Source organism: Cellulosimicrobium funkei, from assembly GCF_900155925.1.
GTDB classification, from domain to species: Bacteria; Actinomycetota; Actinomycetes; order Actinomycetales; family Cellulomonadaceae; genus Cellulosimicrobium; species Cellulosimicrobium funkei.
This window is the reverse complement of record NZ_FTMI01000007.1, coordinates 52,564-65,457: the sequence shown is the minus strand read 5'-3', so window position 1 is coordinate 65,457 and position 12,894 is coordinate 52,564. Positions and strand designations below refer to the sequence as shown.

The window sequence follows — 12,894 nt, the reverse complement described above, 5'->3', positions numbered from 1 at the left end:
GCGACCCTCGGAGCCGGGCTCAGAGCGGCCGCACCTGCTCGGCCTGCGGGCCCTTGCTGCCCTGGCCGAGCTCGAACTCGACCTCCTGGCCCTCGTCGAGCGTGCGGTAGCCGTCCGTCTGGATCGCGCTGAAGTGCACGAAGAGGTCCTGTCCACCCGCTGCGGGCGTGATGAACCCGTAGCCCTTCTCGGCGTTGAACCACTTCACGGTCCCCTGAGCCATGTACGTCTCCTCGTGCATCGTCGCCCGCGAGGCGACCGCCGCCCCGTGGTAGCCCGAGCCTAGCCCGCAGGCGGCGTGCACGGAAGGTCGAACGGCACGTGGCAACAGCTCGGGTTCCACGGCCGAACGAGCAGGTCACGCGGGTGCAGCGTCAGGTCGTGGCGCCACGGCCTGGGCGGCCCGGGCGTCCGGGTCAGCCGACCGGCGCGAGCTCGGACTTGATGATCACCGCGACGTCGCCCTCGCGCAGGCTGTCGACCTGGACGACGTTCTCCGCGGGGATGCCCAGCGTCGCGGCGACCGCGGCGGCGGTGTCGCTCCGCTCGGGCACGTACCAGACCGTGGTGACGTCGACCGGCGCCGGCCCGTTCGTGTAGTCCGTGGCGACGGTGTTGCTGAAGCCCTGCGCGTCGAGGGCATCCTTGCCCTTGGCCGCCTCGCCGCCGATGCCGCTGTCGTTCAGCACGCGGACGTAGGCGCTCGGGTCGGCCGCCGCCATGAGCGTCGCGAGGTCCGGGGTCTCGGGCGTCTCCTCGGTCGCGGGCGGCTCCTCCGCAGCCGGGGGCTCCTCGGTCGCGGGCGGCTCCTCCGCCGCGGGCGGCTCCTCGGCCTCCGCGGGCGGCGGCTCCGTGGACTGCGCCTGCGGCGGGTCCTCCGTGGCACCGTTGTCGGACAGCAGCGCGACGCCCCCGTACGCGAGGCCGGCGAAGACGACGGCGACCAGCAGGAACGGCCACGTCTTGCTCCACCCGCTGCGCGGCGTGCGGTGCACCCCCACGGGCGCACCCTGCGGCGCGGGCGCGTCGAACTCGTCGGGCGCGTAGGGGTAGCGGCTCTTCGTCACGGCGACAGGGTAGCCCGGTCGGGGCTCTCGGCTAAACGCCCTGTTCGCCCGGACTTCACGCGCACCCGGTCGTCCCGGGTCAGAGGCCCTCGAGCCGACGCGCCGTGCGCGCCCGCTGCCGGGTGGAGCGCATCCGCCGCAGCCGCTTGACGAGCATGGGGTCGTGCGCGAGCGCGGCCGGGGAGTCGATGAGCGCGTTGAGCACCTGGTAGTAGCGCGTCGCGGACATGTCGAACAGCTCGCGCACCGCCTGCTCCTTGGCGCCCGAGTACTTCCACCACTGCCGCTCGAACGCCAGGATCTCCTGGTCCCGCTCGCTCAGGCCCGACGCCGGCGCCTCCGAGGTGGTCGGGTCGCCGACCGCGTCGGGTCCGTCGAGCACGTACGCCGCCTCGCTCATCGTTCCCTCCCTGCACTCTCTCGTCACCGGACCTGCGCACTCCCGCGCGCGGCCGCCTCTCAGCCTACGCACGAACCACACCCGTGTCATTCGTCCTCGCCGCACGCTGCGGACTTGCCGAGGACGCCGGTTAGGCTCGGGGCCGTGGAGAGCGCACCCGCCCAGCCCGTCGCCGTCGACCCGGTCGCGACCGCCTCGACGGCCGACCCCCGCCCGGCCCTCGCGAGCATCATGGCGCCCGACTGGGCCGAGGCCCTCGCACCCGTCGAGCCGCAGCTGCACGAGCTCGGCGACTTCCTGCGCGCCGAGGTGGCGGCCGGACGGGAGTACCTCCCCGCGCCGTCGGCCATCCTCAACGCGTTCTCGCGCCCCCTGGCCGAGGTGCGGGTGCTCGTCGTCGGGCAGGACCCGTACCCCACGCCCGGGCACCCGATGGGGCTGTCGTTCTCCGTGCAGCCGCACGTGCGCCCCGTGCCCCGCTCGCTCCAGAACATCTTCGCCGAGCTCGCGGACGACGTCGGCGCCCCGACGCCCGCGAACGGCGACCTGTCCGCGTGGAGCGACCAGGGCGTCATGCTCCTCAACCGGGTGCTCACGGTCCGGCCGGGCGAGCCCGGGTCCCACCGCGGCCAGGGCTGGGAGGCCGTCACCGAGGCGGCGATCCGGGCGCTCGTCGCGCGCGACGCCCCGCTCGTCGCGATCCTCTGGGGTCGCGACGCCGCGACCCTGCGCCCGATGCTCGGCGACACCCCCGTCGTCGCGAGCGCCCACCCGAGCCCGCTCTCCGCGCGCCGCGGGTTCTTCGGGTCGCGCCCGTTCTCGCGCGTCAACGAGCTCCTCGTCGCCCAGGGCGCCGCCCCCGTCGACTGGACCCTCCCCCCGGCCTGACCCCCCGCCCGCCCCCCGCCCCCGGCCCCCGGCCCCCGGCCCCCGGCCCGCGGCCGAGCAGGTGGTCCTGGCCCGTCCGCGCCGCGTGACGCGCCAGGACCACCTGCTCGACCCGCCAGGATCGCCGGGTCGACGGCACGCCGCCCCGCAGGAGCAGAATGGGGCGGGTGACGACGCAGAACCCGACGACCACTCCCCTGGCCGGTGACACCGCCGACGCACGCCGACCCGACGACCCCGCTCCGCGCTGGACGAGCTACGTCGCGATCGGCGACTCGTTCACCGAAGGGCTGTGGGACCCGTATCCCGGCGAGGAGGACCACCAGCGAGGATGGGCCGACCTCCTCGCCCAGCACCTCGCGACCCGGCGCGTCGCCGCCGGCGAGGACCCGCTGCGGTACGCCAACCTCGCCATCCGCGGGCGCAAGCTGCGCTCGATCCTGACGGAGCAGGTGCCGGCGGCGCTCGAGCTCCGGCCGGACCTCGTGAGCGTCATCGGCGGCGGCAACGACATCCTGCGGCCGAACGCCGACGTCGACCGCCTCGCGCGCAACCTCGAGCACGCGGTCTCGCGCCTGCGCGGCGCGGGGATCGACGTGCTCATGGCGACCGGCTTCGACGCCTCGCAGTCGCCGCTCGTCGGCCTCACGCGCCCGCGCGTCGGCGTGTACAACGCCCACATCTGGTCGATCGCGCGCCGACAGGGCGCGTACGTGCTGGACCTGTGGGGCATGCGCGCGCTCCAGGACTGGCGCGTGTGGTCGGAGGACCGCATCCACCTGACGCCCGCGGGGCACGCGCGGGTCGCCCAGGCGGCGCTCGTCGCGCTCGGCCAGGCGCCCGACGACGCCGCGTGGGACGACCCGCTGGCTCCCCTCCCGCCCGCGCCGGCTCTCGACCGCGCGCGGCAGAACGCGCAGTGGGTGCGCACGCACGTCGTGCCGTGGGCGCAGCGGCGGCTGCGCGGGACGTCGTCGGGCGACGGGCGGCTCCCCAAGGCGCCCGAGCTCCTGCCCGTCCCGCTCGCCGACCGCTGAGCGCGGGCGACCTCGGCAGCACCTGCCGAGATCGGCTCGCGCCACCACCGATCCGGGCAGCGACTGCCGACCGACTGCTGACCCCGCGGTGCGCACCGGCACGACGACGCCCCCGGCTCCGTGGAGCCGGGGGCGTCGTGGTGGAGCCGCCTGTCGGATTCGAACCGACGACCGTTCGCTTACAAGGCGAGTGCTCTACCGGCTGAGCTAAGGCGGCGTTCCCGGGGCTGCCGGGCGAGCGAACAGACTACCTGCTCGCCCGGCGCGCCCCGGTCGGCGGCCCGCGCCGGTCACGGCGCGGGCGGCGCGGGTCAGGACACCGACGACGTGCCGGTCAGCCCTGGGCGGCGGTGACGGCCTGCGGGAGCGCGTTCGGGTCGCTCCAGTTGCCGTCCCACCGCTCGCCGTTGATCGTGATCGTCGGCGTGCCGAACCCGCGCTCGCCGTGCAGCGACGTGTCCTGGTTCACGAGGCTCGACGCCGTCGCGACCCAGTCGCCGAACGTCTCGACGGCCGTCCCGTCCTCGATGCCGGCGGCGACGTCGGCGGGCACGCCCGCCTGCTCCGCGATGTCGGCGATCTGGGCGTCGGTCAGGGTCTCGCTGCCCTCCTGGGGCTGGTTCTGGAACATCGCGGTGTTGAAGTCGTTCATCGACTCGGGCGCGCGGTCGGCGACCCAGGCCGCCGCGGCGGCAGAACGCGTCGAGAACTGCTGCGACTGCGCGACGCGGTCGAGGATCGAGATCGGGTGCAGCACGACGGTCACGTCACCGGACTCGCGGAGCTGGTCGAGCGTCGCGCCGTTCGTCTCCTCGAACTGGCCGCAGATGGGGCACATGTAGTCGAGGTAGACCCCGACCTCGACGGCACCCTCGTTCTGCGTCCCGGCGGCGCCGTCCGCACCGATCGGGATGCCGCCGTCCTCGGCGTCGCTCGTGGCGGGGCTCGTGACGTCGGCGAGGTTGCCCGCCGCGACGGCGTCGATCGTCTTGTTCCGGTCGTTCATGGCCGGGATCCACACGGCGAGGAACACGCCGACGAGGACGAGGACGCCCGCGACGAGCGCTCCGATCGTGATGAGGCGGTTGCGCTTGTCGCGCTTGGCCTGCGCCTCACGCAGCGCGAGCGCCTCCGCGCGTGCGGCCTCGCGACGCTGGGCCTTGGTCTGGGTTTCGTTGCTGGGCATGGTCGTCCTCCGAGGGAGTGCCGAGAGCTGGGGATGTGTCAGGGTGCGCGCCGACGGGGTCGCGCGGGCCGTGCGTCCGACGACGTCGTCAGACGAGCGCGACCTGCGGAGGCCCGCGCCGGGTGCGCACCACCGCGTCGGCGAGGTGGTGCAGCGCGGTGGGGACGGCGTCGGGCACCGGGCGCACGACGCGGCGCGCGACCCCGACGAGCGACCCCACGGGGCGCAGCGCCCCCCGGAGCACGGCGCGCAGCGCACGCCCGGCCCCGGTCACGACGGCGCGGGAGCGCTCGTGCGCGCGTCGCGCCCACGCGGAGAGCCCCCACGCGACGGCAGCCGCCGCCGCGTGGGCCACGACGACGGGCAGCGCGAGCGCGCCCACGACGGTGACCATGGCGGCCGGGTCGCCCCCGAGCGCGGTGCCCGACGGGCAGTCCGGCACCTCGTGGACGAGCGCGAGGTGCATCCCGGCGGCTCCCCACACCCCCGGCACCGTCACGCACTGGTGCACGACGGCGTACCCGCGGTCGGCGAGGTGCGTCACCACGGCGGCGAGGAGGGTGAGGAGCAGGAGCGCGGGGCCGAGCAGACGGCCGGCTGCGGGCACGACGGACGTGCGCGTCACGCCGCGCGACAGGGCGCGCGGCACCGTCGTCCGGAGCACGGCGCCCATCCTACGCGCGCGGCCTGGCAGCGGGCTGGGAAGGGCCGGTGCCGGCTCAGCGCAGCGACGGCGGGCCGGGGAACGGCCACCACGTGACGCCCGGGTCGCCCGCGAGGAGCACGAGGGTCACGACGGTGAGCACGAGTCCCAGGCCGGCGAGGACGAGCGTCCCCGTGCGTCCGGGGGCGAGCCGCGCCAGCGCGGTCCGCGTCCCGTACCGCGTGAGGTGCGTCAGGGGCCCGACCCAGGCCAGGGTCACCGCCGCGACCGCCGCGAGGCAGAGCAGCACGGTCGTCACGACGGGCGCGTTGCCGCCGTCGGGACCCTCGACGACGACCCAGCGGTCGGACTCGAGCAACCACCACCCGGCCACGACCACGAGCACCGCGGCGCACGCCGCGACCAGGAGGGACGGGAGCGCGCCGACGAGCGCGCGCACGACGTACCACGGCGACGCCGCGACCGCGCGCACCGTGTCCCGCGACGAGACGCCGCGCCGCTCGCGCCGCGCGTGCAGCGACTCGGTCGTCACGCCGACGACGCGCGCGAGCACGACCAGCACCGACAGCACGACGAACGCCACGCCGGGGTACGTCCCGCCGAGCAGCACGAGCGGCACGGCGAGCAGGAGCAGCGCGGTGCGCCGTGCCGCGGGCACGGGGCGCACGTAGAGCGGTTCGCCGTCCTCGCCGAGGGGAGGGGCGCCGAGGTCGTCCATGAGGTCGTGCCCGACGGGGACGGCCATCGTGCGGCCGTCGTTGACCTGCGCCTGCGACGTGGGCAGGGGCGGCGGCACGACCTGGGCCTGGCCGGTCCACGCGGACGCGCCGGTCCACTCCTGGGCCCCCGTGCCGCCGGGCACGACGGCGACGGGCGGCACCACCTGGGTCGGTCCGGTGGGCGGCGCGACCACCTGGGTCGCGGGCGCGGCGTCGCCGGTGTCGGCCGCGTGCCGCAGGGCGGCCACGACCTCGGTCGGCCCGAGGCGCTGCGCCGGGTCGGCGTGCAGCGCACGACCGATCGCGCGCGCGGTGACGGGCCCCAGGCCGGCGAGGTCGGGGCGTCCGCTGCGCGCGCGGGCGAGCACGACGTCCGTCGGGCGCACGCCGAACGGCGCCCGCCCGGTCGCGGCGTAGGCGAGCAGGGCCGCCCACCCCCACCAGTCGGTGTCCACGCTGGGGGCCGCGCCCTCGAGCAGCTCCGGCGCCAGGTACCCCGGGGTGCCCATGACGAGGCCCGTGGACGTGACGCGCGCGTCCTCGAGCCCCTGGGCGATGCCGAAGTCGATGAGCACCGGGCCTCGCGAGGACACCATGACGTTGCTCGGCTTGAGGTCGCGGTGCACGACGCCGGCCGCGTGCACGGCCTCGAGCGCGGCGGCGAGCTGGTCGGCGAGCTCGTAGAGGTCCCAGGCGTCGAGCGGCCCGCCCTCGGCGATCTCGTCCTCGAGCGTGGGTCCGTCGACGAGCTCGGTGACGATGAACGCGTCCGGGCCGTCGAGCTCGACGTCGAGGATCTGCGCGACGGCGGGGTGCCGCAGGCGCTGGAGGGCGCGGGCCTCGCGGCGCAGCCGTTCGCGGCCCTGCGCGGCGGCGTCGAGGTCGACGTGCGCGTGCAGGAGCTTGATCGCGACGAGGTTGCCGCCGCCGTCGTGCGCGCTGTGGACGGTGCCCATGGCGCCGGACCCGAGCCGCGCACCGATGTGGTAGCCCCCGACCTCGCTGCCGGGTGCGGGTCCGCGCGACGGCCCCCCGGCGACGTTCCGCGCCTCGACGCGCTGCGTGGGCTCCTCCATGGTGACAAGGTAGCCGCAGTGGACGGGCCGGCGCTGGAGGGTGCGGCCCCGACGGGACCGGTGGGCGACCCGGCCCGGGGCGGCGTCCGGCACGCGACCGGCACCGGACGACCCGTCCATGCGCCCGACGAGCGGACTACCCTGGGCCGCCCAGGCGCGATTCATCGAAGCTCAAGGAGAGGTCCATTGACAGGCAAAGAGGGATTCGATCTCGTCGTGGTGGCCAACCGGCTGCCCGTGGACTTCACGGTCGGCCCCGGCGGTGAGATCGAGTGGAAGCGGTCGCCCGGAGGCCTGGTCACGGCGCTCGAGCCCGTCATGCAGGCGTCCGACGGCGCCTGGGTCGGCTGGTCCGGCGCGCCCGACCTGGCGAGCGAGCCGTTCGACGCCGACGAGATGCGCCTCGTGCCCGTGACGCTCTCGGCCGACGAGATCGAGCGGTACTACGAGGGCTTCTCGAACGACACGCTCTGGCCGCTCTACCACGACGTCATCTCGCCGCCCACGTACCACCGCACGTGGTGGGACGCGTACCGCCGCGTCAACCAGCGCTTCGCCGACGCCGCCGTCGCGCAGGCGGCGCCGGGCGCCGTCGTCTGGGTGCACGACTACCAGCTCCAGCTCGTGCCGCAGATGATCCGCGCCCAGCGCCCGGACGTGCGGATCGGGTTCTTCAACCACATCCCGTTCCCCCCGCTCGAGCTGTTCCAGCAGCTGCCGTGGCGCCGCCAGGTGATCGACGGCCTGCTGGGCGCGGACCTCGTGGGCTTCCAGCGCGCGGGCGACGCCGCGAACTTCATCCGCGCGGTGCGACGGCTGCGCGCCCACACGACGCGCGGGCCGATCATCACGGTCCCGGGCGAGGACGGGCGCGACCGCCACGTCCGCGCCGCCGCGTTCCCCATCTCGATCGACTCGCGCCGGTTCGACGAGCTCGCCCGCACGCCCGAGGTCCAGCAGCGCTCGCGCGAGATCCGCGCGGACCTCGGCGACCCGGACATCATGATGCTCGGCGTCGACCGCCTCGACTACACCAAGGGCATCCGGCACCGCATCAAGGCGTACGGCGAGCTGCTGCAGGACGGCCGCCTCGACGTCGAGCACGCCACGCTCGTCCAGGTCGCGAGCCCGAGCCGCGAGAACGTCGACGCCTACCAGGAGCTGCGCGAGCACGTCGAGGGCGCGGTGGGCCGCATCAACGGCGAGTACGCGGAGATCGGGCACGCTGCGATCCACTACCTGCACCACTCCTACCCGCCCGAGGAGATGGCCGCGCTGTACCTCGCGGCCGACGTCATGCTCGTCACGGCGCTGCGCGACGGTATGAACCTCGTCGCGAAGGAGTACGTCGCGGCCCGCTCCGACGACCGCGGGGTGCTCGTGCTCTCCGAGTTCACGGGCGCCGCCGACGAGCTCTCGTCCGGCGCGCTCCTCGTCAACCCGCACGACATCGACGGGATGAAGGACATCATCGTCGCGGCCGCGCACATGGACCACCGCGAGCAGCGCAAGCGCATGCGCCGGCTGCGTCGCAAGGTCCTCACCGACGACGTCGCACGGTGGTCCGAGTCGTTCCTCGGCGTCCTCACCGCGATGCCGTCGCGCGTGCCGCGCCGCCGCCCGGGGGACGACGAGCCGGGTGCGCCGCAGGACGCCCGCCAGGGCGCCGACGAGCCCGCGGAGCAGGGCGCGTGACCGCGACGCACCACCCCGCGCCCGTGCCCGGGCCGGTCGCCGACGCCGTGCGCGCCTTCGCGGCGGACGCGGACGGCGCACCCGCCGCGCGGCTCGTCGCGCTCGACTTCGACGGCACGCTCTCGCCGCTCGTCGACGACCCGCTCGCCGCGCGCATGGCGCCGTCCGCCCGGGCCGCCGTCGACCGGCTGGCCGCCGCGCTCGTCGGCACGACGACGCGCCTCGCCCTCGTCTCGGGCCGCAACCTCGCGGACCTCGCGGACCGCAGCGAGCCGCCCGTCGGCACGTACCTCGTGGGCAGCCACGGCGCCGAGACCGGGCACGTGACCGAGGACGGGCTCGACGCCGTCCCGCTCGACCTCACGCCGGAGCAGGCGGACCACCTCGCCGCCCTGCGCGCGGGCATGGCCGAGGCCGTCGCGGGGCGGGAGGGCGCGTGGGTGCAGGAGAAGCCGAGCGCCGCCGTCCTGCACACGCGGCTCGCCTCGGCGGCGGACACGCAGGCCGCCGAGCACCTGGCCGACGCGGTCGCCGAGCGGCTCGGGCTGCACGCGATGCACGGGAAGGACGTCGTCGAGGTCGCGGTCGTCGAGACGTCGAAGGGCGAGGCGGTGGACCGGCTGCGGGACGTCGTCGGGCAGGACGCCGGGCGCCCCGACGCGCGCACGCGCGTGCTCTACGCGGGCGACGACACGACCGACGAGACGGCGTTCGCCGTGCTCGGCCCGGGCGACCTGGGCGTCAAGGTGGGCGACGGCGACACGCTCGCCGAGCAGCGCGTGCCCGACGCCGACGCGCTCGCCGCGGTGCTCGACCTCCTCGCGGACCTCCTGGAGCGCCGGGAGGCCTGATCCCGGGGCAGGCTCCGCCGGGCGCGCGTCCGGCGGGCCCTGCCGCCCGCACCGAACCGCTACCGGATCGTGACCGACGCTGTGACGAAGCACTCAGGACCGGGAGTAGGATCGGGTCCACGATGACGTCGGGTCCCCTGCCCGTTCCGGAGGGGGTCCGACTTCTTCTGTGTCGTCGAAGACACGCTCGTCCGCCATCGCGAACAGCTACGTCGACGTGGCACGTCACTGCACAACGGATCGTCCGGCACGTACCTGCCGGTGGAGGGATGTACCAGTCATGGCTACGGTCACCTACGACCACGCAACCCGCGTCTACCCCGGGACCGAGCGTCCTGCCGTGGACCAGCTCAACCTGCACATCGAGGACGGCGAGTTCCTCGTCCTCGTCGGCCCCTCGGGCTGCGGCAAGTCGACCTCGCTCCGCATGCTCGCGGGCCTCGAGGACGTCAACGGCGGACACATCTACATCGGCGACCGCGACGTCACGGACGTCCAGCCGAAGGACCGCGACATCGCGATGGTGTTCCAGAACTACGCGCTGTACCCGCACATGTCCGTCGCGGACAACATGGGCTTCGCGCTGAAGATCGCCGGCACGCCGAAGGCGGAGATCCGCCAGCGCGTCGAGGAGGCCGCGAAGATCCTCGACCTCACCGAGTACCTCGACCGCAAGCCGAAGGCGCTCTCCGGTGGTCAGCGCCAGCGCGTCGCGATGGGCCGTGCGATCGTGCGTCAGCCGCAGGTGTTCCTCATGGACGAGCCGCTGTCGAACCTCGACGCCAAGCTCCGCGTCCAGACGCGCACCCAGATCGCGTCGCTCCAGCGCCGCCTCGGTGTCACGACGGTCTACGTCACGCACGACCAGACCGAGGCCCTCACCATGGGCGACCGCATCGCGGTCCTCAAGGACGGCCTGCTCCAGCAGGTCGGCACGCCGCGCGAGATGTACGACACGCCGGCCAACGTCTTCGTCGCGGGCTTCATCGGCTCGCCGGCGATGAACATCGGCACGTTCGCGGTCAGCAACGGCGTCGCCGAGGTCGGCCCCGCGCGCATCGCGCTCGAGCGCGAGACGGCCGCCAAGATCACCGAGGCCGACAACGGCAAGGTGACGATCGGCTTCCGTCCCGAGGCCCTCGACGTCGTGTCGCAGGCCAACGAGGCCGCGTTCCCGGTCGAGGTCAACATCGTCGAGGAGCTCGGCTCCGACGCGTTCGTCTACGGCACGCTCAAGGGCGACCTGGCCTCGCAGGCCGACGTCCACTCGGGCGCCGGCGACAACCAGGTCATCGTCCGCGTCGACCCGCGCAACGTCCCGGCCAAGGGCGAGCGCATCTACGTGACGATCCGCCCGGGTCAGTCGCACGTCTTCGGTGCCGCCTCGGGCCAGCGCATCAGCTGACACCCCGCACCACCGCCGCAGGGCGGGTCCTCCCGGTCGGGAGGGCCCGCCCTGCGGCGTTCCGGGCTCGCGACGGCGAGGCACGCCCTCCCGCCGACCCGCCGGGTCCGTGCCCTTGACAGGGTCATGGGGGACCTCAAGACTGCTTTTGCACACACGACGCCAAAAGTCGTCTGTTCGTCACCCAAATCGACAACGCTGTCAATTGGAGCCTCATGCAGATCCCGTCCCCCTCCCCGCGCGCCCGGCGCCTCGGCGCGGCGCTGGCCACCGGCGCGCTCGTCGCGACCGCGCTCGCCACCGCGCCGGCCGTCGCAGCGCCCGTCGGGCCCGCGCCGTCCGCGGGTCCGTCGACCACCGCCGCCGTCACGTGCGACGCGGACGACGGCCTCCCCGACTCCAAGATCTCGATCCAGCTCTACACGCACGTGGGCGAGCTCGGCGGCTCGGGGACCCCGTCACCGGAGACCCTCGACCGCGTGCTCGGCGAGGTGGCCGCGGCCGGGTTCACGAACGTCGAGCCGTACAACCAGCCCTACGCGATGCCGGTCGACGACTACCGGGCGATCCTCGACCGGCACGGCCTCCAGGTGTCGTCGAGCCACGGCAGCACGGACCGGGCCACGTGGCCCGCGACGGTCGCGTACGCCGTCGCGCTGGGCCAGGACTACATCGGGACCGGCGGCATGGCGGGCGGCTACGGCACCTACGACGAGGCGGTCGCCACCGCGGCGTACGTGAACGAGCTCGGGAAGTACGCGCACGAGAACGGCGCGAACAAGATCGTGCTGCACAACCACCAGAGCGAGTTCACCACGCGGTACACCCACCCGGGGACGGGCGAGACGGTCAGTGCCTGGGAGGTCATCGAGGAGAACACCGACCCGCGCTACGTCACGTTCGAGCTCGACGTCGGCTGGGCCGCCGACGCCGGCCTCGACGTCCCGGCGTGGATCGAGGAGCACGGGGACCGCATCGAGCTGCTCCACATCAAGGACGCCGTGAACGTCGACGCGCCGGGCGACATGCGGCAGGTCGCGCTCGGCCGCGGCGAGCTCGACCTCCCGGCGATCATCGCCGCCGCCGAGCCCTACGTCGAGTACTTCACCTACGAGTGGGACTGGGCACCGTCGTTCGAGACCTCCGCGGAGTCCTACCAGTACCTGCGCTGCTTCCGGTCCGACGACGGGGGCGGCGAGGAGGACGAGGACTCGCTCGCCCTGGGCCGGCCCGTGACGGCCTCCAGCATCGACGAGGCCGGCCACGAGCCCGAGAAGGCGGTCGACGGCAACGCCGGGACCCGCTGGAGCAGCGCGTGGAGCGAGCCCGAGTGGATCGCGGTGGACCTCGGCGCGAGCTACGACCTGAGCCGCGTCGTCGTCGACTGGGAGACGGCGTACGGGTCGGGCTACGAGGTCCAGACGTCGCCCGACGGCGAGACCTGGACCACGGTCCGCACCGTCACGGACGGTGACGGCGGGTTCGACGACCTGGAGATCACCGGGACGGGCCGGCACGTGCGGCTCTACCTCACCGAGCGCGCGACGCAGTGGGGCTTCTCCCTCTACGAGCTCGAGGTCTACGGCGCACCGGCCGGACAGCTGGACCTCGACGTCGAGGTGCAGGCGCGCTGCCTCGCCGGCCAGGCGTACGTCGCCGTCCGCGCCGCGAACGGCGAGGACCAGCCGGTCGACGTGACGCTCGCGACGCCGTACGGCACCCGCGAGGTGGCCGACGTCGCCCCGGGCGCGAACGCGTACCAGTCGTTCGCGGTGCGCTCCACCTCCGTCGAGAACGGGTCGGTGACCGTCACCGGCACCGCGACGGTCGACGGCGAGGACGTCACGTCGACGGTCGAGGTCGACCACGACGCGGTCGCCTGCGCCTGACCTGCGGCACCTCGTCG

At 74.4% G+C, this 12,894-nt stretch carries 12 protein-coding genes and 1 tRNA gene; 6 read left to right on the top strand and 7 right to left on the bottom strand.

Annotated elements, in window-relative coordinates; all coding sequences use genetic code 11:
* Positions 1 to 19: 19 nt before the first annotated feature.
* From BXA05_RS16530 to BXA05_RS16520, 3 genes are all read right to left on the bottom strand, one after another.
* Positions 20 to 223, bottom strand: a complete 204-nt coding sequence (locus BXA05_RS16530) for a cold-shock protein (RefSeq protein WP_021482750.1) — start codon at positions 221 to 223, stop codon at positions 20 to 22.
* Between the two features lie 193 nt (positions 224 to 416).
* Positions 417 to 1,067 (bottom strand): LytR C-terminal domain-containing protein, encoded by a 651-nt coding sequence (locus tag BXA05_RS20135; protein WP_076406175.1) that lies wholly within the window; start codon positions 1,065 to 1,067, stop codon positions 417 to 419.
* Positions 1,068 to 1,146: 79 nt separating this feature from the next.
* Positions 1,147 to 1,467, bottom strand: coding sequence for a DUF3263 domain-containing protein (locus tag BXA05_RS16520; RefSeq protein ID WP_021482752.1), 321 nt, complete (start codon positions 1,465 to 1,467; stop codon positions 1,147 to 1,149).
* A 228-nt stretch (positions 1,468 to 1,695) separates the two neighbouring features.
* Between BXA05_RS16520 and BXA05_RS16515 the strand changes: the two genes are divergently transcribed.
* Positions 1,696 to 2,355: a uracil-DNA glycosylase gene (locus BXA05_RS16515; protein ID WP_280174313.1), complete on the top strand. Its 660-nt coding sequence runs from the start codon at positions 1,696 to 1,698 to the stop codon at positions 2,353 to 2,355.
* Between the two features lie 158 nt (positions 2,356 to 2,513).
* Entirely contained in the window at positions 2,514 to 3,392 is an 879-nt protein-coding gene (locus tag BXA05_RS16510) for an SGNH/GDSL hydrolase family protein (protein ID WP_083711973.1), read from the top strand.
* Between the two features lie 141 nt (positions 3,393 to 3,533).
* Here BXA05_RS16510 and BXA05_RS16505 read toward each other — a convergent pair.
* The 4 genes from BXA05_RS16505 to BXA05_RS16490 all read right to left on the bottom strand — a co-directional run bounded on the left by BXA05_RS16505 (position 3,534) and on the right by BXA05_RS16490 (position 7,037).
* Positions 3,534 to 3,609, bottom strand: a tRNA-Thr gene (locus tag BXA05_RS16505).
* A gap of 117 nt (positions 3,610 to 3,726) precedes the next feature.
* The gene (locus BXA05_RS16500; RefSeq protein ID WP_076406173.1) at positions 3,727 to 4,578 is read right to left on the bottom strand and encodes a DsbA family protein; all 852 of its coding nucleotides are present in this window, start codon (positions 4,576 to 4,578) and stop codon (positions 3,727 to 3,729) included.
* 88 nt (positions 4,579 to 4,666) lie between these two features.
* On the bottom strand, positions 4,667 to 5,242 hold the full coding sequence (locus tag BXA05_RS16495; RefSeq protein ID WP_076406171.1) for a hypothetical protein: 576 nt from the start codon (positions 5,240 to 5,242) through the stop codon (positions 4,667 to 4,669).
* 55 nt (positions 5,243 to 5,297) lie between these two features.
* Positions 5,298 to 7,037 carry a serine/threonine-protein kinase gene (locus BXA05_RS16490; protein ID WP_076406342.1) on the bottom strand — a complete coding sequence of 580 codons (1,740 nt, stop codon included), beginning with the start codon at positions 7,035 to 7,037 and terminating at the stop codon, positions 5,298 to 5,300.
* A 216-nt stretch (positions 7,038 to 7,253) separates the two neighbouring features.
* Between BXA05_RS16490 and BXA05_RS20130 the strand changes: the two genes are divergently transcribed.
* From BXA05_RS20130 to BXA05_RS20120, 4 genes are all read left to right on the top strand, one after another.
* On the top strand, positions 7,254 to 8,732 hold the full coding sequence (locus BXA05_RS20130; RefSeq protein ID WP_308200599.1) for an alpha,alpha-trehalose-phosphate synthase (UDP-forming): 1,479 nt from the start codon (positions 7,254 to 7,256) through the stop codon (positions 8,730 to 8,732).
* Positions 8,729 to 9,583 (top strand): trehalose-phosphatase, encoded by an 855-nt coding sequence (otsB, locus tag BXA05_RS20125; RefSeq protein ID WP_170963189.1) that lies wholly within the window; start codon positions 8,729 to 8,731, stop codon positions 9,581 to 9,583. Before BXA05_RS20130 ends, otsB begins: the two co-directional genes overlap by 4 nt.
* 280 nt (positions 9,584 to 9,863) lie before the next feature.
* Positions 9,864 to 10,988 (top strand): ABC transporter ATP-binding protein, encoded by a 1,125-nt coding sequence (locus BXA05_RS16475; protein WP_043660349.1) that lies wholly within the window; start codon positions 9,864 to 9,866, stop codon positions 10,986 to 10,988.
* Between the two features lie 215 nt (positions 10,989 to 11,203).
* The gene (locus BXA05_RS20120; RefSeq protein WP_076406169.1) at positions 11,204 to 12,877 is read left to right on the top strand and encodes a discoidin domain-containing protein; all 1,674 of its coding nucleotides are present in this window, start codon (positions 11,204 to 11,206) and stop codon (positions 12,875 to 12,877) included.
* The last annotated feature ends 17 nt before the right edge of the window (positions 12,878 to 12,894 follow it).